The following is a 23,565-nucleotide window of genomic DNA, read 5'->3' on the forward strand; positions in this document are numbered from 1 at the left end:
CAACTTACCCTTGCCATTCCTTAACAACGATACAAGCATTGTACCCGCCAAAACCAAACGAGTTGTTCAAAACGGCCCGTACTCGATGCGCCTGCGCCTCATTTGGCACATAGTTGAGATCGAATCCTTCATCGGGCTCGTGGAGGTTAATCGTTGGCGGCACGATTTGATGCTGCAGAGTCAGGATGCAGGCAATCAGCTCGACTGCACTGGCCCCTGCCAGCAAATGCCCTGTCATCGACTTTATGGAGCTGACGGGAATGGACCTGGCCTTTTCACCAAACAGCTTCTTTATCGCCAGCGTTTCGATTTGGTCGTTCAATCGCGTACTGGAACCGTGGGCATTGATGTAGTCGATGTCAGCAGGTGCAAGATTGGCATCCGCAATTGCATTTTTCATCGCCATAATCGCGCTTTTCGCTTCCGGATCAGGTGCCGTGACGTGATAGGCATCTGTAGTGGAGCCGTATCCGGCTACTTCCGCGAGGATCGTGGCTCCTCTTTTCTTGGCAGACTCCTCCGACTCCAGCACAACAATTCCCGATCCCGCACCAATCACGAAGCCGTCCCGGTCCTTGTCAAAAGGGCGGCTGGCCGCTTGCGGATTGTCGTTCCGAGTGGATAAAGCCTTTATTTTACAAAAAGAGGCCAAGTCAATAGGCGTGAATTGGCCTTCCGTTCCGCCGGCAATCATAACATCTGCTTCTCCGTATTGAATCGCTCGGCAGCCTTCGCCAATACAGTTGTTTCCTGTTGCACATGCGGAACCCCAGGCCCCGCTTTTGCCTTTTGCCCCTACCATGATCGAAACTTCGCTTGTCGGGGCATCCACCAGCGAGGCAAATGCCAAGTAAGAGCTGACTTTTCGATACCCGTGCTGAAGCAGGTCCTGATAGTTTTCCAGAATGAGCCTCGTTCCACCCATGCCTGTTCCGACAATCACTCCCACGCGGTAGGGGTCTAGTTGACGCATGTCCAATTTTGCCTGGGAGATAGCTTGCCTGGCAGCCACGATCGCATACTGTGTAAAAGTTTCCATCCGGTTTTTTTCTTTTGGGGTAAACCATTCATCGAGGTCAAGGCCTTTTACTTCTGCACCGATAGTCGTCGGAAACCCTTCGGCATCAAAAGCTTGAATGTAGTCAACCCCGCTCACGCCCCGTACAACGTTTTCCCAAAAAGTTTTGACACCTACTCCTATTGGCGTAACGACACCCATCCCGGTAACAACTACACGTTTTTTCATGATGAGTCCCCTTTATTCCAACAATTTACACCTATCATACAAAGGGAGGTTTTCTCAGACATCCGTAAATCCCGCAACAATTTACAACCCAACGATTGCAAGGGAAGTAATTCATTCATCCCATAGCTGGGAGCATACAAAGTATCTAAATCCCTATTTTTACATTATTTTCTTGATAAAAGCACCATGTGGTGTATACTCTCAGTATATAAATCGTGAGCAACAGCCAATGATTACTGCAAAAAGCCCGGCCACATACAATTCAGTAGGGAATGGCGAAAGGATTGCTCCATTCCTTGAAAAAAGGAACAGTGCCTTCCTGGCAAGTTCATCTATGTTCAGGGAAAAAAGGATGGGAGGGATTGTTTACCTGGTTATATCAGCATGTTGAATAAACACAGCATGTACTCGCACACTTTTTTTAAAAGGAGGCAGCAAATGGATTATATTTTAACGCATAAATGGGCTTTCCTTATTGTCGCGGAAGTCATCTTTTGGGTTTCCATCATTACGTTCTTGATCGCCAGATATTGGTTCGGCAAAAAAACTCTCAGCTTTGTTTTTTTTCTGCTGTTTATCGTCAATGACCTATGGATCGCTTCTTTAGGTTTTTTTGACTACTTGCATACAGGGCAGTTTTCCAGTTATCAAATCGTTGTGCTGGTTGTTTTTGTATATGCCATCACGTATGGAAAAAGCGACTTCAAAAAGCTTGATTACTATATCCAAATCTATGTTGCCAAGTGGAAGGGACTGCCTGCTCCCAATATCGAACCGCCGAAGAAGCTGGTGGGAAGGGAACACGCCCAAAAAGAACGGAAACATTTTTACATTCACTTCTCTGTCTATGCAATAGCCCACCTGGTTTTCTATTTTTTGTTCGGGCTGTCCTCACGGTTCTACGAAATAACAAGTATGGGCGATTTTTTCCGTGAATTTTTCTCAGCCAAGGAAGGCCTCCTGCCTTTTGCCAATCCGACAGTCAATAACCTCAGCAGGATTTGGACCTTGATTTTTGTCATCGACAGCATATTCGCTCTGTCGTATACCGTATTTCCGAAAAGCGAGAAGTCTCGTGGCCTGTTATGAACACACATTCCATACTCCAAACAGAAACAACCGCCAAGAAATGTCCTCTATGCTTCTTGGCGGTCGCTTTTTTTCATGCAACTATCTCAAGAAGCAAGAGTTTCCACTCTATTTCAAGAACACTCCAGTGGCCAGAAGTCTAACGGTTTTTTAAAGAATTTTTTAAAAGTTTTTATATTTTCAAATAAATTGTTGTTCTTACCGGAATTGCAATGTAATATATATACATATTTGTGATGTTGTTACAAAATAAAAAGGAGTGTTTTCTATTCATGTCCAAGAAAAAGAAGTTGTTGCCACTGGCAGTCAGCGCCTTGTTGGTAGGTGTACTCACCACTCACTCTTTTCTTTTGCCATCGCATGCATCTGCACAAACACCTAATCCTGATTCTCAGATCGGACAAGACCTCGACCAAGAGGATGATCGTGTCGGAGATTCTGATACCGCAGAAGATAGTCTCGGAGATTCCGTTACTGAAGAAGACAGCCTGGAAGATTCCGTTACCGAAGAAGATGGCGTCGGAGATTCCGTTACCGAGGACGGCAGCCTCGACGATTCTGTTACCGAAGAGGGCAATCTCGAAGATTCTGTTATCGAAGAGGATAACGAGTCTTCCGTTCGTTCCAAGTATGATCACACCAAATTTTTAACACTTTTTGACAAAGATAAAATCATTAAAAACTTCCGATCCATGAATAAAATTTTTCCCAGCCACAAGATCAAAAACGATAAGAAGAACACCTTTACGTTCAAAAAGAAGCTCCGCGATTTGCCCAATTTCACCTATACCTACAACAAGCAGCAGCACAAATTTGAAGATCTGCTGAAGCGAACGGTAACAACCGGCCTGCTTGTCATCAAAGACGATAAAATCGTTACCGAGCGATATTACCACGGAAATAGCCAGAAAACATTGAATACATCCTGGTCCATGTCCAAGTCGTTTACCTCTGCGCTGGTCGGCATCGCCATTGACGAAGGCTACATAAACAGCGTCGATGATCCCATCACGGATTATCTTCCGGAGCTGAAGGATTCCGGTTATGACGGCGTATCGATCAAGGATATTCTCAACATGGCTTCCGGCGTCAAATATCCGGTCTATGAAGAGCCTTTTATCACCGAATGGTACAATCGACTATTTGTGGAGAAGGAATCCTTCAATGAGATGATGACGACCCTGCCTTCGGACGCATCCCCCGGCACCTTTACCTACAAAGGGTCCGATACGCAAGTGCTTGGCATGCTCATCAAGAAAACAACAGGCAAGCAGCCATCCAAATATCTGGAGGAAAAAATCTGGAAGCCGCTCGGCATGGAACACTCCGCATACTGGAACACCGACCTGCACGGCGATGACATGACGTTTGCCTATCTGAATGCCTCCCTGCGGGATTACGCCAAGTTTGGCCGGCTGTACTTGAATAACGGCAACTGGAACGGAAAACAGATCATCTCCGAGGATTGGGTAAAAGAAACGTATATCGGCAGTGAAGGTTTCCCATTCTACAAGTATCAATGGTGGATTCCGCCAAGCCCCGACCCGGACAATAAGGAAATTTTGGCCAATGGCATTTATGGACAAAATATTTACGTCAACCAGAATGAAAATATGATTATCGTGAAGACTAGCGTGAATTCTTCTGAAGAGGATTTGGGAGAAGAGATTACGGTCTTCCGGGAGATTGTTGAATTGTTCAAAGACGAGTAGGATTATCTTTTCGTATAACAGTTCAAGCATTTTGAGACAAACAATCTGAACGTTGGATTTATGCCGCTTCGCTACTCGCAAGATGTGCAATGTGAAGGAAATACGATGGCAGGAAAAAAGGATTCAGCCTCTTCTCGTTTGAAGAGGCTGATTTGTTTGTCAGCATATTATGGGAGGGTGAAATTGCCGGCTGCCAAGAAAAAGATCATGAAAGATTGGTAGATATTTGGTATCGGGCTGTAGTTCCACCCACACTTTCCTGACAGAAGAAGATATTCAGTTTTACAAAAACATCGTTCAAAACGAAGCAATGAAAGAACTTGAGGTCTGGGTGGCAGTAAACGAGCTTCAAGAACCAACCGGATTTATTGGACTGAATGGGCCGAAATTCGAGATGCTGTTCGTCGCCCCTGATCAGCACGGGAAGGGAATTGGTACGCGCCCTTTTTTCCCCGCTTTCCGTTTTTTTGTGTCAAATACATATCAAACCCTTTTGTTTTATTCATTTTTATACTCATTTTTTAGAATGCTGTAGATCTCCAGATCAACTACGCCCTTCCCCGACCATACGGTTGCTTGTCGCAGTGTGCCTTCTTTGACAAACCCATTCTTTATCAATACCTTCTTTGAAATTTCGTTTGGAGGCATGACTTCGGCCTGTATTCGGTTTACGTTCACTTCATGAAACAGAAATCGTACCAATGCTTTCACAGCCTCTGTAGCAATCCCTTTCCCCCAGTGCGCTTCCGCCAAAAAGTACCCGATCGTCACCATATTCACCTTCTGGTTAAAATCGAATGCTTCGATGATGCCAACCAGTTTGTCGCTTTCAACATGAGTGAATATGCCCCATTTTACTCGGGACTTTTTATTGAAGTCCCTCTCAAAATGCCCGATCATCGACTTCACCGTCTCTTTATTGTGCTTCGGGATGATTCCGCAATATTCAAACACCTTGTCATTGCTGTAAATCTCAAATACATCCTCCAGATGATTGGCATCAATCTTTTTCAGGATGAAACGGTCGGATTTTATGATCGGAAACTCATCGAAAACGGCATTCATATCCATACGTGATCCTTCCCTTTCGGCGTCGTTGGTATCGTGCTACAAGTATTGTAACAGCAGGCTTTTCGCAATTGCCTAAGATCATCCCGAGAATTACGGTGAAATGGCTGATTGGGATAATGTTACTTTCGCTCACTCTCCACTTTTTCCCTTTTCCTTTTTGCTGAAACACGCTATATTCCACGCAAGTAATCGTCAATCTTCATAAGCCGGCGAGGTGTGACAGTGGTAAGCTAGGAGAGAAGCTTGCTCGAACTGCCTGTTTATCCTCAACTTTTTAATTCAGGGGGCAACTGGAATGCGTGAACTTGCATTTATGAAGGATTATAAAACCAACGAGGCACTTCGAAGGAGTTTATCCGAACTTGCTGCCAGCACTTTTGGCATCCAATTTGAAACGTGGTATCAAAAAGGGTTTTGGAATGAACGGTACATACCCTTTTCATTTGTTGAGGGAGAAACCGTTGTCGCAAATGTTTCTGTTAACCTGCTTTCGCTCATTATGGATGGCGAGAAGAAAAAAGCGATACAAATCGGAACGGTCATGACTCATCCGGAATATCGAAAACAGGGACTGTCTGCAAGGTTGATGAACAAGGTTTTAGAGGAATATGAAAATCAGTATGATTTCATGTACCTTTTTGCGAACAAAACGGTTCTCGATTTTTATCCCCGGTTTGGATTCAAACCGGCAGAAGAGCATCTCTTTTCGATGGATTTTACGCCAAGTCCGAGCCCTAGTGCGGATACAGGCATTCGAAAGCTTACTGTAAAGGATGAAGCTGATCTTCGTTTCATTTACAGGCTTGCTTCAGAAAGGCTGCCTGTTTCTCAGCGTTTTGGAACGGATGGCGCTCAAGGAATCTTCATGTTTTATTGCCTGAACGTATTTGGCGACGATCTGTATTACTTGGAAAACGAGGACGTTCTTGCGATCTATAAAAAGGAAAACAATTACCTCGATCTTTTCGATGTCATTAGCACGAAGGAAGTCAACATTCACGATATTTTGACCAAGATTGCAGGCAGCGATACGGAAAAAGTAACGTTCCATTTCACTCCTGACTATGAGGGGATCGAAGTAAAAAGCGAGATCTATGATGGCGGTTTATTTGTAAGAGCAAATGAGGGTAACATCTACCCCCCATACGTTAAACATCCGATCACATCCATTGCTTGATGTCAAAACTGCCCGCTTTTGGTCGGGCAGTTTTTTTGAAGCATAATTTCTTTCGAGGGACTTTCGGCTGCCTTTCAGACCAGCAGTTCCCCCGCTTTCTCCCCTGCTGTAGTGTAAACCTCTCAGTTGTTCCATTTGTCGACCCGATCATTCAGCAATACACTCTGTCGGGAGGGCTCCGTGTACTAGAATTGTAGCTTCTCCATAGCTTCGTCTAGTATTTGTTCTTTCACATTCCTGGACAGCTCATATGTGTCATGCTTCAAAGCGTAAGGGTTTACTTCTACCTTTTTTCCTGCCTCTGCCTCTTTTTGAACGAAGAGAGCTAATGAATCCACTGGATTCGATGATTCTTTCAGCAGTTGAGTCTTCAAGGTCTCCAGCAAGTGATGGTGGCTCATATCCTGGAACTGCAACAGCCCGTCTGTACACCTGCATTGCGATTCGTAATCTCCATAATGATTGACAACCTCCCAATCAGACCATTTCTCTTGAAGTTGTTGGGAGATGTTTGGGATTACATTTGCATGCCAAAATTCCAATCTTCTCCGTTCCATATCAATATGGAAGCCTCCGATCGGAAAATCATGGGACCATTCACTTAAAGATATACGTGGATACCCATAGGCTTTATCTATTCGATTTACCAAATCAGGTCCATATGGCAAATAATTATCGATCCCTCCCCATAATGGAAACAGTAGCATTTCGTTTGGAGAAAACTTTACGCTTGCCACTGTATCAACCCAGTCTTTCTCCTCCGGAGGAGCTAAGCTCGTATGAGCGCAATCGTTTTTACGACCCGTTAGCACTTTTTCCTTTGGGTAACCTACGTAGGCTGCCAGGTCTACAATACCTTCGTAAGCCCATTTGATTTCCCACCCCTCCCAAATGTATCCCATAAGTTTTACATAGAGATCTCTTAGCGGAATGTTGTAGCGTATATCTTCGCCCCCATAGAACATTACCTTTTTTTTATCTGCATCAAGAATGGCTCCGCCTTCAGCCCAAGCATCATTCAACCATCCAGACTCATCTACCTTCGTCTGCATTTCGATAAATTTGATAGCTGTATTTTGCAACTCAAAAATGCAGAGTTTGGCGGCCAATTTATGCAGAACACTGCCAACATCAATACAAAAGAATTTAGGAAGACTTCATGCTGGATAGAGCATGGCGCAGTCGGTAGCTTTCTCCGGTAAACGCCAGAATATGGGCGTGGTGGACGAGGCGATCCACAAGGGCTGCCGTCAATCGCGTATCTCCAAACACCGTATTCCACTGCCCAAACTCCAAATTCGACGTCACAATCACACTGTTTCTCTCATAGCAGGCCGAGATAACATGAAACAACAGCTCAGCCCCCGTTTGGTGAAAGGGAACAAACCCAACCTCGTCCAAAATCAACAACTCACAGTCTGCCAGTTCTTTTTGAAACCGCATCAGTGCCCCATTCGCGTGTTTTTCCTGCAAGAGCGCAACCAGATCGGGAACACGGAAGAATCGAACGGCATATCCCCTTCGGCACGCCTCTACGCCAAGCGCTGTTGCCAGATGGGTCTTCCCCGTGCCCACTTTTCCCAGCATCAGCACATTTTCCTTGCGCTCCAAAAAACGTAGGTCGATCAATCCCTCCTTTGTACATGTTTCCGGTAAGGTGACTGCCTCAAAAGCGTAATCTTCCAGTGTCTTCAGTTGGGGAAACGCGGCTTTCTTTATCAGTCGCTTCAGCTTTGTCTCCTCCCGCCGTTGAATCTCCATCCGCAAGACTCCCAGCAAGAAGCTCTCCCGATCTTCAAACGGCACCTGTTCATAGGTTTCCATCACATGCGCCAAATGCAAAGTTTTGCACACCTTTGCCAGCTCTTCTCTCATTCCACCCTCACCCCCAGGATCCGGTCGTACTCATCCAGTATGGGTATCTGCCCGTGAAGGGCAGGGGGTGTATGCGACTCTGAAAACGGTTCCGGGCGGAAAACAGGGTGTTTTATCGCGTAAAGGGCATGCTCCAAGGCAACAGCCAGATGCTCTTGCTGATGCGACAATTCTCCCAGTACTTGCCCGATTTCCTTCAACGTATAGGTGTCGAGCAATCGATGGAGCAGGCGAATTCGTGCTTTTCGTGCATTCATGTCTTCCACCGTCAAAAACGTTTGGAGCGCCTGAGGCATCATATTGGTAAAGGAAGAATACATCACCGCCCGCGGGCGTTTTTCATATCTCTTCAATACCGCCTTCCAATCTACTGGAATGACTTTCTCCGTATAGGGACGAGGCAATGTCACAATCGGGGTGTATGTCCCGTCTGCCGTTAACACCTCCAGCACATCCCACTTGACTTTCACCAAAACCGGCTGCATGGCCCGACACTGCGGCAACGGGAAGAGAGCCGCGTCAAACGACAGCTCAGCGTATTTGTTCAGGTGGCACGTCTCCAGCCGGAAAATCTCCAGCGGTGTCGTCGGCAGCGTCAGCAGCTTGCATTTTTCTTGCTTCCACAACTCGGCAATGGTTTGCTTTTTCACATAGTGAGGGCGCTGCATATCCGCACGGGCAGCTTCCGCCAAATACGTCTCCAGTTGTTCCGGCGTATCGATAACCGGTGGCGGAACACACCAGTTCCGGCGTCCATACCCCACTTTGTTTTCCACATGGCCTTTCTCATGGCCGCTGTATGGATTGCAAAACAGGGGCTCAAAGCGGTAATGGGCGCAGAAACGCCGAAACGCTTCCGTACACTCTCGTTTTCCGCCTTGCTGGATGGACACAACAGCAGCGGACAAGTTGTCAAACCAAATCTTGCGAGGAACCCCTCCCATTTGCTGAAATAGCCGCCCTAAGGCCTCCAGAAAGCATTCCGTGTTTTCTTTCGGAACCGGGAACACAAAGGCGGCATTGCTGTACGGAAACGACAGGGTCAATACTTTCCGCTCCACCAGTTCTCCCGACTTGACCACGTACACCGTCCCAAAGTCAGCCTGGGCTTCCCCGCCTGGATGCTCCAAACGCTCAAAATGTTCGGCTCGTTCGGCTGCCATGGCTTTCTTCCGTTTGGAGACATATTCGGATACCGTTCGCTGCCCGCCAGGGAAGCCGTACTCATCCCGTAACCGCTGAAACATGCGGACGGCTGTATGGCGTTGCTTGCGTGGAAGACGCTCATCATCCTCCAGCCATGTGTCAATAATCTCTAAGTACGGTCCCAACACCGGATGGCGGCCTTTTCGCTTGCATACCGGTTCATTCCAATCGTCGCGATCCGCATATTTCTTGGCGGTTCGCCAATTCACCTGGACACGTTCCGCAATTTCCTGAATCGAACACCCTTCGACTTCCCGCAAAAATCGGATATACTGTTGTTGTGGCACTTTCAACATTCCTCTCACTCCCTCAGATTCTAGCCAAATCCAAGGGTAGATTTTGTAGGGGGATGTTGGCAAGTGCCTTTTTCATGGCCTCAGAATTGCGGTGGAACTCTGCAGTTTTCCGCCGCAATTCTCTGCACTTTTATCCTGCCATAAACAATAGCGTATTGTTCTCCCCAAAATATATTTTTTGGCAAGGTGTTTGCACACCAGTGGCTGTAATACAACTCGTATGAATGATTTCTCACAATGATCAGATTCGCTCGGTGTCCCATTGTACTCCTCCGTTCAATCGGCTTGACTTGGACTATTATTCCATTTTAAAGACAAAAACCCTTCCAATGGTTGGAAGGGGATCGAACCGGTAGAACTTGTTATGAATCATTCCTGACGCATAGTAAACAACACAATTGAAGCGTCCTGTCCAATAAAATAGCCTGATTCTAGTAAAGATGTTTTCGTTTAGGTTTGGGCAATAGAACATCAAAATAGTAGCGCCACACTCCCCACATGACTTGTGTACGTAAATATTGGGAAATTACCTATATCTTTGGTCTGTGTGGTGAGACAAGGGAGAATCTAACCCTAAACCGTATCGTTGCCAGCGATGCGTTCTCCCACTCACCAATTTCACTACCATAAGCTGGTTCACGTCGCACCGGGGGAGTGAATTGTATTTTGCTTGAATCCTTCCAAGAAAACAGAAAGAACCTCCATTGTTTCATCCAAAGCTTTCGGCTGCGCGGATTCATTGGCAAGCCAGAGGGCCGCTTCATTCAAACCGCCCGAAATAAAATGGGTCAGGACATCGAGGGGAATCATTCGAAAATGTCCTTGTTTCTGCATGATAGCAAGCTGCTCTCTCAATAAACGCATGGAGTGGTTCTGGTCCATTTCCCTCCAGGTTTCCCAACCGAGAACCGCCGGACCGTCTACCAACATGATTCGCCTATTGCTCTCTTCAACAGCAGCCATAATGAATGCCCGGCAACCTAAGTAGAGCTGCTGCCATGGATCTTCGCTCGTCGAGGCTTCCGCTTCCACTCTCTTGGCAACTTCTCGTTGGACATCTTCCAATACGGCTCGAAACAATTCCTTCTTGCTGCGAAAATGATGATAAACCGCGCCTCGCGTTAGTTTCGCTTCATGGACAATCGATTCCAATACCGTATTCGCATAACCATACTCGGTAAAATGGGTTCTGGCGATTTCGATCAATTTACGTATCGTTTCCGTTGTCTCCGCTTTGCTTCTCCTCATGTTAAACAACTTCTCCATTCATCAACACATATGCTCCCAAGATTACTACAGTTCCTTTATTATTGCCAACGCATCCGGATCTCCGGACTTCACTTGCGACCTTAATGCAAGGCGGACCACGCTCGGACCATGTTCCCACCCCCTGCACAGCTTATCGGCTATCCATGTTATAGTGACCCGTTTGTAATCCTTCGTCAAATCATTCACATGATTGGCCACAGACCGTCTGACATAGCCCAAACCGTCATTCAACAAAGGCTCAAGCAAGTCAAGATTTCGCAAGGGATCTCCGCCGAGTGCGTTCATCCGCTTCGCCCAAGGAAGACGAGGTCGAGTTTCTTCACTGACCAAACGACGCACATGAAAATTGGGATCGTACGACCAGGTTTTAAGTGTCTCCATACATTTCTCCGGATAGCAGTAGAGATAAGGGCGGATTGCATATTCCGCGGTATGGCGTTTTGTAATTTCATACAAGGCGTCCATTAAAATCTGGAAATGCTCACCCCATATGGTTCCACGAAATTGGCGACAGGCATCAGGAAGTAACCTTCAGTGAACATTCCCTGCTCACTCCCAATGTTGGCGGCCCCTTATTTCCAGATTTCTTCGACATATTGGCTGTTGAAATCACCTGTCGGAGGAATGACGGTTATGACATCGATCAAGACTCCGTTGGGGTCGGAAGTAATGAAATGCCGCTGTCCAAAATCCTCGCTTCGGATCTCAAGCTCGAGGGGAAGCTTGGCTCCCCGTATCAGACGTTCGTATTCGGCATCAACGTCGTCAACTTCAAAGTTAAGGATTAACCCTTTTACTTTCTTTCTATACTCGTCGGGAATGGTTGGATGAGCTGCGTCGAGAATTGCCAACTCGAATGGGATGTCATTGCCGGACATTTTCAAGCTTACATACCAATCCGCCTCGAAGACCTTCTCAAATCCGAAGTGTTCTATGTAAAATGCGGCCGTGGTTGCAACTTGCTCTGTTAGAACGACGGGATAAAAGCTGGATACTTTCATGATAAAACCCCTTTCGGTATGGTAAGCTCATTATACATACATACAGAATGTATGTAAATGAGTAATTCTGACTTCTGGATCGTCTCGTATTGTTGCACCCAGCAATTTCATCGACAATTTCGTTGTCTTGCTCGTCCTGCCAGGCAAACTACGTGTGGAACGAAGCATCCGATCTGTGTGAATGTCAACCAAAATGTTGACCACAGTGCTCATCAAAAAATTGACCACCATGGCAAAAATCAATCCACCCGTCGGGTGGGTAACTTTTTCATGATCACGATCTTTGAATGCTCTGTTTAAAGCGATAACTGTCCCCATTCATTGCAAAGATGTGGGCACGATGGGTAAGCCGATCAACCAGGGCTGACGTCATTTGCTCATCTTTGAAAATCTGTGTCCATTCCGTAAATTCCAGATTACTGGTAATGATCATGCTTCCTTTCTCATAGCGGGCCGCACAAAATTGGAATAATAACTCCGCCCCGGTCCGACTGAGAGGGACAAACCCGACTTCATCCAAAATAATCAAATCTGTTTTCAACCATTGCCTCTCTAGCTGGAGAATTCGCTTTTGGGACTGAGCTTCCATAAGCTCATTGCATATTTTAGCGGCAGTCCAAAACTGGACGGAATAGCCATGATGGCAAGCTTCCTTCCCGAGTGCAATGGAGAGATGAGTTTTGCCAGTGCCAGAGTTTCCGATAAACATGATGTTCTCTGTCTTTTCGATGTACTCACAGCGAGCCAGTTGAAGCAATTTGGGCTTGTTGAGAGACGGAATGGCTGAGAATTCAAATTGATCGATCGTTTTCATAGAAGGGAATTTGGCATGCTTGATGCGACTGGCGATTTGGTTAGCATCCCTTTGCTGAACTTCTTGCTCTAGTAGGGCTAAGAGGAACTCCTCGTAGGGAATTTGCCGTTCAGCAGCATCATGGGCAATTTCCTTATAGACACGTTTAATCGCAGGTAAGCGAAGGCGTTTCGCATAGGTTTCAAGCAAGAAACTCGTACTCAATGAACCACACTCCTTTTCTGTAACAAACGATTGTACTGGCTAAGATCTGGGGCCTTTACCTGAATACGTGGAACAGAGCTATCCTCCACCAACGAGAGTTGGGGTAGACGGTGTTCCGGCAATGTTCGCTGAAACAATAATTGCCTTACGGCATCATATTGGAACATCCCTTTTTGGCAGGCCTCCTCCAGTGCTTCTTCGACAAGAGAAGTATCGAATTCACGGTGCAAAAGCAAGAGTCGAACGAACTCCTTCATCCCTCCTGGTCGGTTGCGGCACTTGTCCAAGAACTTTTGGTAAATGGCGGGTAATCCTGCCTGATGCAATGGTCTAGCATAAAGAACTGCTCCTGGACGAATAAGAAGTAAATCCAGATAATGATCGTATTGCAAAATCTCCTTTCCCTTTTCCAAACACCGCTCATGCGTCGCAATCAGGCTTTTTCCGTGATACACCTCAACTTTTTCAGCAAACACTCGGCAAGTAAGCTGGGTCGATGCATAGGAAACGGGGACGGAATAGGCATTTTTCTCAATGTGGATCATGGATAGCGTATTGCTTTTCACGGGTACAACACGGAAACAATCCAATGGCCGTGGAGGCAATGGAAGCATGATAGGCAACTCTTGAGCAAATGCTTCTCCAACCGTTAGTGAAGACCTTGGAACGGTTGTATTCTCGTAAGAGATACATTTTTCGAGGAGGATTTGATTGAGCTCCTCCAGAGAAGAAACACTGGGTACAGGGGTAAAAAATTGCCTCTGAGCAAACTGTACGAGGTTTTCCACCTGGCCTTTTTGATGCCCTTTTCCGGGATCACAGAAATAGCTTTCAAACAGGTAGTGGGCACGTAGCTGAGTAAATCGCTCTTGTTCCTCGCGATTTTTACCCTCCAATACCTTCTTAACGGCTGTTGTCAGGTTGTCGTATGTGATGACTTGGGGAACAGCACCGAAAAATTCAAAAGCATCTACATGACCTTGGAGAAGAGCCTCTTGCTTCTGATGAGCAAATGTTTTGATAAAAATCTTTCTGCTGTATGTGCAACGCATACAAAAGACTTGAACCTTTACTTGTTTCCCTTGTAAATGAACCGTAACCTCACCCCAGTCAAATTGAGCAAAGCGCCCTGGCGGGAAATCGAGAGGGACAAATGCTTTAGGGGGAGAAACCCGCAACTCTCTGACGTAGCGTCGTACAGTAGATTCACCGCCGGTGAATCCATGTTCGTCAACGAGTCTCTGGTAAATGCGTTTGGCAGTATGACGCTGCTTCGGGGGAGCTTGTTCATCTTGATGCAGCCACTCCAAGATGATGGGCTTGACAGAATCAATGACTGGCTTTGGCTTCGGTTTTGAAAGCTGATACACAGGAATCTCAGAGGATTTCAAAGCCTTTCGTATCACTTGACGGGAATAGCCGGTCTCTCGAGAAATTTGGCGAATCGACTTTCCTAGCAGAATGTGTTGTTTCCTGATAAACTCGTAATTAGCCATCTGAAGCATTTCCTTTCCTCCTATATCTTGTGGTCCGACAACTTCAAGATACAGGAAAGAGGTGCTCAGGTGGTCAACTTTTTTATGAGCAATGTACCACTAGGTGGTCAATTATTAGATTAGCATTCACACGATCTGCCCCTTCATCAACTCCACGAACTGCGAAAAAAACACAGCCGAATTGGCTGCGTTATGTATACGTATGGTGGAGTTTAGAAATGTATCTCGTCAAACTTAACAGTACGTTTAAACTTGGTTGCTCATTCATGATGATCTTTCGTCAAGATGCGTTGAGTAGTATAATAGTCCTCGTTTGAAATACTGAAGTTTCTCATCATTTGTGGTCTCCAGCAAATTAGTCAAAACGATTTCCATTGCTTCCTTGTAACGCTCCGTATTGTACAGAACCATCGCGTACAAAACCTGGATCGCCCGGTTATGCGGAAACTCTTTCACACCTCGTCGCAGTACCTCCTCCGCTTGCTCGTAGTTTCCCAAATAGCGGCAGGTGCTGCCCAGACCGAGCAAACATCTCTCCAGGTCCGGTCCCGAGAGGCCCAATTCAAGGGCACGTATATAGTACGGCACGGCCTGTGCCCCCAACCCGGAGTTGTCATGCGCCACACCGGTCTGAAAGAGTATCTCCGCGTCATCGGGGTATGCTGCCGCCAACTCTAAAAGAAGTGTTCTGGCTTCCTGCAGAATCACCTGGTCTTGCTTGGCCCGCCCTTCTTCCCGCAGGCGAATGGCTTCTGCTAAACGATCTCTTGTCATCGTTTACCTCCTGTTCTGCTCAGCCCATAATGCCTCTTTTTTATAGTGGGGAATATATATTTTTTAGTTTACAGCAATATCCCTCCGCACTAACAGCGAGCAACACTCCACATGTGTGGAGTATCCACTGATAACAGCATCATTATACGATTGTGTCCCTACCAAATGTAGCCTGAGGATTCCCTCAGGCTACAAAGCTTATGAACTTCTTTGGAGTTGTAGTACAGTGGTCTTAATTTGTTCATCAATGCGTCTTTTCCACTCAGGAGCCTCAGACCTGCTCTCGACAAGACAATTCCTAATGACTTGCTCAACTAGCCTATAATCAAGTTTCCTGTTACCTGTGAACCCTGCCTCGAATAAATCAGCAAACTGTGTCAACGTCAAAGGAACAATATCTAATGCCATTCTTGAATCATCTGGCCTGTACCAAACACCGATTCTATAAGTTTCTGCTGTATTAGTGTCCACCTTGTTGGCAACAAATAGACCATAGACTCGTTTGCCTTGTTGAGAATAGTGATCTACAAGTTGAGCAACGTGCCTTCTTACTGGTTCCCCTTCAGCCGCTTCTTGCCTAGATGAGGTAGTTAGTGTTACTTCAGCCACAAGCACAAACGTATCAAACTCAAATATCATATCTGGCCCCCCGCCTGGAGCGGTTCCGACAGGCAAAAACTCTTGGTCAATCCTAAAGCGTCTTGCTTCCCAAGGTTTATTTACCAAAGAGTTAATTGCCAGAAATGCTCTCCATAAAGCCCATTCAAAATAAGCAGGAGCCTCACCTTGAGGTATCAAACCTCCGCTTGTGCGAGTTGACTGAGTAAGAGCACGTAAATAAGTTAAAATTTCTTCCCATTCCTCAGGTTGTCTTTTCGCATACTGCATCTCCAAGACCTTTAACCAATCATCCTCAAGTTGTAAACGGAGATGCGATAGGTCAGCTACATCTAATTCATCTAAATTCGGAATAGTGACAGATTCACCATTTCTTTCCAATAAATGAATCGTCGCTTCAATAGCTTCAATAGCCTGAGGGGCGCTGTCAGTTGGCAATTTTGCCCCATTCCACAAAGTTTCTAAATAATCTTCATCAGATATTGGAGAGTATGGTTGGGAAACAATTTGCTCCACTATTGTCTTTTTGTGATCTGCTATGATTAGCCTTCTTCCATTCTCAACAAATAATCCTGTCAGTTTGAGATAACGGAAGTTAGTATCGGCATAATCTTTCAAGGTAGAAGCTTGCTGACTATCCAAATAGGATGCTACCGACTCTCTAATTTCGTTTATAAATGCCCGCCGTTCCCGTAAGGTAGCGATTTCGGTCAATTTTTCTCGAAATTCCCCTATTCGTTTTACCGCATCGCCAACGTCTTCAATTCTTCGGACTAACTGCACGATAGAGGCCATTTCATCCATGCTAATCCATGCCTCTAAACCAGATCTCTCAAGCCCTGTGATTATCTCAAGAACTATCCTTAAAGGACTGAACTTTGGTTTAGGAAAGTTTTCAATTTGTGAAGGAATTTGATGAGCTAATAATGCCCTTAGAAAACATTCTTGTTCAGATGGTAGACTATTCGCATTTATTAAGCGTAATCCATTGGGTGTAACCGTAAAAGGGCGATCGGCAAAAGCTGGCTTGATAAATCCCAATTGCATTAGAGCGGCACGCCATTTTCTCCCTACATCACTGGCGTCTCTTGGTGGAGTTTCATGAAGCCGCTCGACTCGGACAACTTCCTCTGAATCCAATAGCTTTGCAAATTCAAGCTCATTCTCTCTACCAATAAGATTACCGTGGAGGGGAGACTGGGAAAGCGCTCTTAGACCGTCTTTCAACCTTTTAGGATTTCTTATTGTTGTATTGCCAATGTACCATGCCTTTTTCATTTGAGCCCTCCTATCTGTCAAAGCCAACAAAGAGGTACTCTTTCACTTCATTCTTGTTGTCGCCTACTTTATGTCCCTGATTTCCGAAAGAGTATCGATGATCGACTTCGATTACTTCAACGTGTGTTTTATACTTTGCCATTAGTTTCAACATATCGTCTTTCGTTGGTAACGAATTAGATGAATATGAAACTATTAAGATACTCTCTCTATGTCGCTTAAATAGTTGATTAAACGCATCATAGGCTCCTTTTTCAGTTGAGAAGGGAGTTGGATAGCTCTTAAACTTCTTAGTCTTGGTATGCCACTGCATCTCAACGCCCTTCCAATCACGTATAAGCCCTTCAATAAAATGATACCGCCTTACATACTCATTATCGGAAAGTGGACTATAATACGGCGGGTCAATATAGACAATGTCTGCTTTAAAACGAACATCCATAGCATCCCCATGCCGTGCTTTATTTGCTTTTCCATTATCGAACACCGCACTATTGATCTGAGTAACCGCCTCAATAAATTGTTCCTCTAAAGATAATAACAAGTCTCTGCGTCCATCATCGTAACGATGTCCTGTATAGGTAAATATGCCCCGTGGCCTTTTCTTTAGACAAGCACGCGCCAAAGCAGATTGGGCAACTGCCCTCTTATATTCATTTTTAAGCATCTTTATGTTTGCACGTACAGTATCAATAAAGTTATTGTCTTCTTCACAAAAGTACAAATCCCTAAAGGTCTCCGTAACAAAACCATCTGCATTAGGATTAGGTGCGCAAAGTGTTTTGACATCATTGTCTGTGAGCATATACTTGTTATTTTCAATCATAGCTTTTGCGAAACAAGACGAAAAAGCCATATAATCATTACTGAAAACTTGTTTGTTTTGCGTTTTGAACATATAGCTTACTACACTGCTTCCGCTAAACAAGTCAAGAACTGAATCAAACTTAAATGCCGAAGCAACAGACCATATGTCCTTAAGTAAACTTTGCTTGCTTCCCATGTACCGAGTTGCTGGGAAAGCTTCCATTTGTTTAGGTAGCTCAACGGGTTTAGGAATAATTATCAGTTTCTTTTGAGGTTCAACCTTGACTAATATATCTTCCCCTGTTCTTTTAGAAGCATCACTATTGATGTATCTTTTTGTCTGATGAACACTAATTTTATATTTTCCATATAGCTCATGTACTAAAGGATGATTAGAATTTGTTAAAAGAACATGACAACCCATTTCAGCCAACCTGTCAACTTCCTCAGCCAACTCACGTTGATCTTCTTCATAGAACTGTTCTTTTGTGTATCGCTTAAAATCAGAGTACTTAGAAATTGGCAAATAAGGGGGGTCTAAATAGATGAAATCCCCAGGTTCTGCATGTTCTTTCAATATATCTTTATAATCACCTTGGACGATTCTTGTTCTTTTCAGGACTACACTTGCCGCTCTTAAATTCGGTTCATCACAGATATTGGGATTCTTGTACCTTCCGAATGGTACGTTAAATTGCCCTTTACGGTTAACGCGATACAAACCGTTATAGCATGTCTTATTAAGATAGATAGTTCTAGCAGCTTTCTCGATAGCAGACATCTTTGTTACATCTAAACTTCTTATTTTATAAAAATCTTCTTCAGAATTTTTCATTTCTTTAAGCAGTGCAATTAATTCATCCACGTTATTTGCCACTACAGTGTATAGGTTTATTAGCTCTGGATTCGAATCCGCTATTACTGCTTGGTCGGGTTGTAGTGCAAAAAAAAGAGCCCCTCCACCGATGAAAGGTTCAATATATTTATTAAACTGTTTAGGTGCGTTAGACAGTAGTATGTCAAGCATTTGTTGCTTGCCGCCCGCCCATTTTAGTATGGGTTTCGGTTGAAGTGATTCATTATATAATTCAAGCTGAATAGTATTCATAGGCTACACCTTGTCCTTATTGGTCTAGCTTGATTGTATCATAAGGCAACAGATTAAGTCGAAAAAGTTTTGTACTCGTTAACAGTCAATTTGTTGCGTATTGGCGCAGGGAATTTTTTGCGCAACATGCACCTTCAATTGGATTCGAAAGCGAAAGCGAAGCTAAGACTTCTTACGATATGTGACAAATTCAAGCTTATCTCAATAGGACAATATCTTACTCGGTCAGTTACCCTCTATCGGTTTAACCCCTTAAAATTTGAGTCTTTCTCCCTTATTCTCGCATTTTCATATGCTTCTTCCCTCCTTCAACCACCTAGGAGTCTAGGAAGGAAAACGCCTAGCGTCAAGGAGATCACTTGACCCCAGACGTTTTCCTTCCTGCTTGTCAGCTAGGTTGAAGTAGGGATCATTCTGCAATCCTTTGCCATACTACACTTTCACAACAAATGGTGTAATGAGTTGCAAGGCAAAGGCTTTACCAAATTCTACAGGTGATAAATCGTACAAGCTTCCATGAATCCGTCGCTGATTATAAAAGAGCAGATAGTTTGTCACGATTTCATAGGCTTCTTGATAGCTCTGAAATTCATTCCGCTGCAAACATTCTTTCTCCAAAACACTGTGAAATGACTCAATGTGAGCGTTTTTATTGGGTGTCTTTGGAGGAATTCGCTCATGCACCGTTTGGAAATGCTGACAGGCTTCTTCAAAGGCATGGCTAATAAACTGTGGACCGTTATCCGTACGGATAACAGGGCGATCATCACAATTGAATTGCTGCCGTTTCCACAAAGCACGTTGGAGAATCTGAGCAGCATGTTTTCCTTCGCAGGTCAGTCCGAAATGGTAGTCCACGATCGCTCGATCATAGACATCAATGAGACTCATCAGGAAAAAGAAACGCTGTTCTCCTACGATAAATCCGTATTTTACGTCTATCTCCCACAATTGATTCGGAGCGGTAATCTCTCGGTTGTTTGCCAACTTTCGAGGATGTTTCCTTTTCTTTTGTCGTTGTGGTTGCAGGAGTTCTTCTTCTTTCAGCAAGCGGTAAACCTTTTTCTTGTTGATGACCAGTTGGTGGTCTCGCCGTAGGCAGACGGTAAGCTTTCGATATCCATAAGCAGATTCTTCATCGGCAATCAACTCGGATAGCCATTCTTTGATTTGTTCGTCACTGACAGGTTGTCCGTCTTTTGACAACGAATAACCGGGTATAGGTCTTCCTCCGTGATAAACGCGAGGTTTTTGGGAGGCTTTGTTTTTTCGGTAATAGTAGGTTGCTTCCAGGATGCCGACAATACGTAGCACTAGTTTGGCTGTGTACCCCAGCTGTATCCACTTGTCGGCTATTTCCATTTTGTCCGATAAGCTGGGTTCACCTTTTTTACAAGATCACGAAGGATCGCGATTTCCAAGTCCTTTTCTCCCAGTAATTTCTTCAGTTTATCATTCTCCGTTTCCAGTTCCCGAAACTCTCCTGGACTTGGTGTATAGCTTGTTACAGCTTTAGCTTCGGAAGACGTATTCTGCCAATCTGCGTGTTTGGAGTCACGTATCCATCGATACAGCATTTTAGGGTCTATCCCATGCCGTCTGGCTACTTGGCTAGCGTTTCCTACTTCGTGGGCTTCCTGGATCAATTGTTGTTTGAACTCGATTGAATAGCGTCTCCGTTGCATAAAAATATCCCCCTGTTCTTCTGATATCAGCTTAACAAGATAAGGGGGTATGACTCAAATCCAATTTTGGGGCTTAAAAGATACTTCTTCAATTCCACAAAAAATCATTTGTGTCATGATTCAGAATGGCTTTGATGAAAAAGAAGCTCAGGCACAATATCTTAAATGGCGTAAGTGGAAAGTCGAACAGGAGCTTATCACTCCCTTCGCCAGGAAAGAAGGGAGGTTGAATCCATGAAAAAACTGCCGTTAGATACTGTGTTATCCCTGATGCGGCGCGAGAACGTGCTCGGTCATGGTTCTGATATGGACGAGCTTTCCCGCTTCTTTGCGAAGTATGTTATAGACACGTTGTCACAGGAGCAAGCCGAACTAAGCCTAGCTCAATACCTCGCCAAATCCACACACAAGGATGTCGTTCATCGAAATCAAGTATTAACAAAGGTAGCTAGGTTCCTGAATCAGTACGGATGGAATCTATCCGATTATCATGTAGACTACTACAAAAAATATTTGCCGTTGTTTCGATAAACTTGTTCCCCCGCCGTTGTGCGGGGTTTCTTTTTTGAAAGCCTTAACTATCAAATCTGCAAGTCGTATAGAGAAATTAAAGACATCAATGAGGAGGAAATAACATATGAAATTGCCAGATTACTTGAAAACACTTGCTGAGGGAGCTGATATTGAGGTTTGTACCAATAAAGGGTATGTAATTACACCAAATTGCGTCAGAAGGTGTATTCGAGTACCACAAGAGGAAAAATTAGTACTTTTCGAGATTTACAGCCATTATAACGATGAAAAAGGGTACGCTTTTCCAACCCAACAAACCTTAGCCTTATATCTAGGGATTTCTGCTTCAACGGTCAGTAAACACCTGAAAAGTTTAGAACAAAAAGGATTTATAAAAAGCAGAGGAGGAAAAGGAAAGTCCAAAAACTATATCCCATCCTTTGATTTGAAGGATAACGCTTATATTATTCTGAGCGAATGGTTTTTCTTTGCTGTTAGCGTAATTAGAAAAAAACTCCATGATTCGATGGGAGCTGAGTGGGCAAATCAGTTACTACAATTCGTTAATGTTAAAACCACTAACGAGAATGACCTCTATGGTAAATTTCTAGTTAAACTGAAAAAGGAAATGGGCTTTGCCTTGGAGAACGTCATTTTGGAATTCTTGAACTGTATGAAAGAATATGTTGAACAAATTACAAAGCAACAACTGGTAATTTGCTGGAACGAAGAGATAAGTGCCGCGATTGAGGCAGAAAAAGTGAGGAGATCGGAGAAGAAGATGATTAACCACAAACGAAGAACCCCGAGAAAAAATGGGAAGACAACTTATGGGTCCGAAAACTATTTTGAATTGGGATAACCCGCGTCATTTATGATGGTTTGACGGTTATTATAGAAAGGGTAATTTGCATGTTTGAATGTTGGCTTGCATTTGTGGGGTCTGTCAAGATTTTTGTGTAAACTCAATCAACCAATATATGAAAAGGTTTCATCCCCCTAATTGGGCCATTTTTCGAAACCAATAGAGTCAAGGGCGAAAGGCGAAGCGGGGTCTGTCCAGTATTTTGTGTAAACCCTTTTGGAATAAAAAACTAGCGTAAGTATTGGCCGATCCGATCCGGGAAGAAAACGGAGAGCTGGAGGAGCATTTGCCCCCAGTTCTGCACTCGTCCAGTCCACTTCCTGGTGACGTCCATGGTAGCCAAATAGAGCATTTTGAGCAGGGCTTCATCGGTGGGGAAAATGCTCTTGCCCTTCGTCACCTTTCGGAGTTGCCGATGGTAACTCTCAATCATATTGGTCGTATAGATCAATTTACGAATCTCTGGTGGATACTTGAAAAAAGTAGCTAGCTCGTCCCAGTTGGTACGCCAAGAGCGAACGATGAGGGGATATTTGTTACCCCATGTTTCCTCAAAACGATCCAATTCCAGTAAGGCAGCCTCTTCTGTTGCCGCTTTGTAGATTGGCTTTAAATCCGCCGTCACTTTCTTAAGATCCTTGTAAGAAACATAACGGGTCGAGTTGCGGATTTGATGAATGATGCACTTTTGGATCTCCGTATTCGGATAGCAGGCAGAGATGGCCTGAGAGAAGCCCGTTAGGTTATCCACGCAGGTGATGAGAATGTCCTGAACCCCACGGTTCCGTAAGTCGTTCAGTACGCTCAGCCAGAACTTTGAGGATTCATTCTCTCCAATCCACATGCCTAATACGTCCTTGTTGCCGTCCAAATCAATGCCAATGACCATATAAGCCGCTTTGTTCACAATAGCACCGTCTTGCTTGACTTTGTAGTGAATGGCGTCCATAAATACAACCGCATAGATGCTTTGTAGCGGTCGGTTCTGCCATTCTTTGATGAGTGGCACGATCTTATTCGTCACATTGGAGATCATGGTAGGAGAAACGTCAATTCCATACAGATGGTTCAGATGGTCCTGAATATCCCGTGTGCTGACACCTTTGGCATACATGGCGATAATTTGGTCCTCAATGCCGGTAACGGTAGACTGATGCTTTTTCACGATAACGGGCTCAAATTCGCCATTACGGTCACGTGGCACCGCGATCTCCACCTCGCCGTATTCGCTTGTCACCGTCTTCTTTGTCTTCCCGTTACGGCTGTTTGTTGTTTTCTTTCGCTTCACATCGTGCTTTTCATAGCCGAGTTCCGTGTCAAGCTCCGCCTCTAGCATCGACTGCAGCGTTTCTGCAAACAGTTCCTTCAGTGCCGACTGCACATCGTCCATCGTCTTGAGGTTGTTTTCCTTCACAAACGCCTTCACTTGTTCCTTACTAAATCTCGCCATAGGTGTCATCC

Annotated in this window: 21 protein-coding genes and 1 pseudogene; 7 read left to right on the plus strand and 15 right to left on the minus strand. The window is 44.7% G+C overall.

Going from position 1 to position 23,565, the window contains the following annotated elements; genetic code table 11:
* Positions 1-4 precede the first annotated feature (4 nt).
* A complete protein-coding gene (gene fabF, locus V5G20_RS23990) occupies positions 5-1,246 on the minus strand; it encodes a beta-ketoacyl-ACP synthase II (protein WP_024984235.1) in 1,242 nt (413 codons plus the stop codon).
* Positions 1,247-1,684: 438 nt separating this feature from the next.
* Between fabF and V5G20_RS23995 the strand changes: the two genes are divergently transcribed.
* From V5G20_RS23995 to V5G20_RS24005, 3 genes and pseudogenes are all read left to right on the plus strand, one after another.
* Entirely contained in the window at positions 1,685-2,335 is a 651-nt protein-coding gene (locus V5G20_RS23995) for a hypothetical protein (protein WP_003389363.1), read from the plus strand.
* Positions 2,336-2,607: 272 nt separating this feature from the next.
* Positions 2,608-4,047, plus strand: a complete 1,440-nt coding sequence (locus V5G20_RS24000) for a serine hydrolase (RefSeq protein WP_338462512.1) — start codon at positions 2,608-2,610, stop codon at positions 4,045-4,047.
* 182 nt (positions 4,048-4,229) lie between these two features.
* Positions 4,230-4,489 (plus strand): annotated as a pseudogene (locus tag V5G20_RS24005) (GNAT family N-acetyltransferase); the annotation flags it as partial.
* Between the two features lie 56 nt (positions 4,490-4,545).
* Here V5G20_RS24005 and V5G20_RS24010 read toward each other — a convergent pair.
* Positions 4,546-5,118, minus strand: a complete 573-nt coding sequence (locus V5G20_RS24010; RefSeq protein ID WP_031932061.1) for a GNAT family N-acetyltransferase — start codon at positions 5,116-5,118, stop codon at positions 4,546-4,548.
* A gap of 295 nt (positions 5,119-5,413) precedes the next feature.
* On the opposite strand from V5G20_RS24010, the gene V5G20_RS24015 reads away from it, so the two are divergent.
* Positions 5,414-6,295, plus strand: a complete 882-nt coding sequence (locus V5G20_RS24015; protein ID WP_327925936.1) for a GNAT family N-acetyltransferase — start codon at positions 5,414-5,416, stop codon at positions 6,293-6,295.
* A 185-nt stretch (positions 6,296-6,480) separates the two neighbouring features.
* On the opposite strand, the gene V5G20_RS24020 is transcribed toward V5G20_RS24015, so the two are convergent.
* The 12 genes from V5G20_RS24020 to V5G20_RS24075 form a co-directional block, all read right to left on the minus strand.
* Positions 6,481-7,404 carry a hypothetical protein gene (locus tag V5G20_RS24020; RefSeq protein WP_338462514.1) on the minus strand — a complete coding sequence of 308 codons (924 nt, stop codon included), beginning with the start codon at positions 7,402-7,404 and terminating at the stop codon, positions 6,481-6,483.
* A gap of 37 nt (positions 7,405-7,441) precedes the next feature.
* Positions 7,442-8,170 (minus strand): IS21-like element helper ATPase IstB, encoded by a 729-nt coding sequence (gene istB / locus V5G20_RS24025; protein WP_023555238.1) that lies wholly within the window; start codon positions 8,168-8,170, stop codon positions 7,442-7,444.
* Positions 8,167-9,672, minus strand: coding sequence for an IS21 family transposase (gene istA / locus V5G20_RS24030; protein WP_023555239.1), 1,506 nt, complete (start codon positions 9,670-9,672; stop codon positions 8,167-8,169). Before istA (V5G20_RS24030) ends, istB (V5G20_RS24025) begins: the two co-directional genes overlap by 4 nt.
* 636 nt (positions 9,673-10,308) lie before the next feature.
* Positions 10,309-10,920 (minus strand): TetR/AcrR family transcriptional regulator, encoded by a 612-nt coding sequence (locus V5G20_RS24035; protein ID WP_003389369.1) that lies wholly within the window; start codon positions 10,918-10,920, stop codon positions 10,309-10,311.
* 593 nt (positions 10,921-11,513) lie between these two features.
* Positions 11,514-11,942 (minus strand): VOC family protein, encoded by a 429-nt coding sequence (locus V5G20_RS24040; RefSeq protein WP_003389374.1) that lies wholly within the window; start codon positions 11,940-11,942, stop codon positions 11,514-11,516.
* A 274-nt stretch (positions 11,943-12,216) separates the two neighbouring features.
* Positions 12,217-12,960, minus strand: a complete 744-nt coding sequence (istB, locus tag V5G20_RS24045; protein ID WP_227278642.1) for an IS21-like element helper ATPase IstB — start codon at positions 12,958-12,960, stop codon at positions 12,217-12,219.
* Positions 12,957-14,465 (minus strand): IS21 family transposase, encoded by a 1,509-nt coding sequence (istA, locus tag V5G20_RS24050; RefSeq protein ID WP_024985261.1) that lies wholly within the window; start codon positions 14,463-14,465, stop codon positions 12,957-12,959. The genes istB (V5G20_RS24045) and istA (V5G20_RS24050) overlap by 4 nt, the downstream gene beginning before the upstream one ends.
* A 255-nt stretch (positions 14,466-14,720) precedes the next feature.
* A complete protein-coding gene (locus V5G20_RS24055; RefSeq protein ID WP_003389375.1) occupies positions 14,721-15,230 on the minus strand; it encodes a tetratricopeptide repeat protein in 510 nt (169 codons plus the stop codon).
* A gap of 198 nt (positions 15,231-15,428) precedes the next feature.
* Positions 15,429-17,126, minus strand: coding sequence for an AlwI family type II restriction endonuclease (locus tag V5G20_RS24060; RefSeq protein ID WP_338462517.1), 1,698 nt, complete (start codon positions 17,124-17,126; stop codon positions 15,429-15,431).
* Between the two features lie 10 nt (positions 17,127-17,136).
* Entirely contained in the window at positions 17,137-19,041 is a 1,905-nt protein-coding gene (locus V5G20_RS24065) for a Dam family site-specific DNA-(adenine-N6)-methyltransferase (RefSeq protein WP_338462519.1), read from the minus strand.
* A gap of 432 nt (positions 19,042-19,473) precedes the next feature.
* Positions 19,474-20,403: an IS3 family transposase gene (locus tag V5G20_RS24070; protein WP_283858068.1), complete on the minus strand. Its 930-nt coding sequence runs from the start codon at positions 20,401-20,403 to the stop codon at positions 19,474-19,476.
* Positions 20,394-20,726: a transposase gene (locus V5G20_RS24075; RefSeq protein ID WP_025848869.1), complete on the minus strand. Its 333-nt coding sequence runs from the start codon at positions 20,724-20,726 to the stop codon at positions 20,394-20,396. The genes V5G20_RS24070 and V5G20_RS24075 overlap by 10 nt, the downstream gene beginning before the upstream one ends.
* Before the next feature lie 49 nt (positions 20,727-20,775).
* Here V5G20_RS24075 and V5G20_RS24080 point away from each other — a divergent pair, with 49 nt between their 5' ends.
* From V5G20_RS24080 to V5G20_RS24090, 3 genes are all read left to right on the plus strand, one after another.
* The gene (locus V5G20_RS24080; RefSeq protein ID WP_338462521.1) at positions 20,776-20,964 is read left to right on the plus strand and encodes a hypothetical protein; all 189 of its coding nucleotides are present in this window, start codon (positions 20,776-20,778) and stop codon (positions 20,962-20,964) included.
* On the plus strand, positions 20,961-21,257 hold the full coding sequence (locus V5G20_RS24085; protein ID WP_338462523.1) for a hypothetical protein: 297 nt from the start codon (positions 20,961-20,963) through the stop codon (positions 21,255-21,257). The genes V5G20_RS24080 and V5G20_RS24085 overlap by 4 nt, the downstream gene beginning before the upstream one ends.
* 106 nt (positions 21,258-21,363) lie before the next feature.
* Positions 21,364-22,101, plus strand: coding sequence for a helix-turn-helix domain-containing protein (locus V5G20_RS24090; protein ID WP_338462525.1), 738 nt, complete (start codon positions 21,364-21,366; stop codon positions 22,099-22,101).
* A 232-nt stretch (positions 22,102-22,333) separates the two neighbouring features.
* Here the strand turns inward: V5G20_RS24090 and V5G20_RS24095 are convergent, their stop codons facing one another.
* The gene (locus V5G20_RS24095) at positions 22,334-23,554 is read right to left on the minus strand and encodes an IS256 family transposase (RefSeq protein ID WP_025845625.1); all 1,221 of its coding nucleotides are present in this window, start codon (positions 23,552-23,554) and stop codon (positions 22,334-22,336) included.
* Positions 23,555-23,565: the final 11 nt, after the last annotated feature.

The organism is Brevibacillus borstelensis (assembly GCF_036700025.1).
GTDB lineage: Bacteria > Bacillota > Bacilli > Brevibacillales > Brevibacillaceae > Brevibacillus > Brevibacillus borstelensis.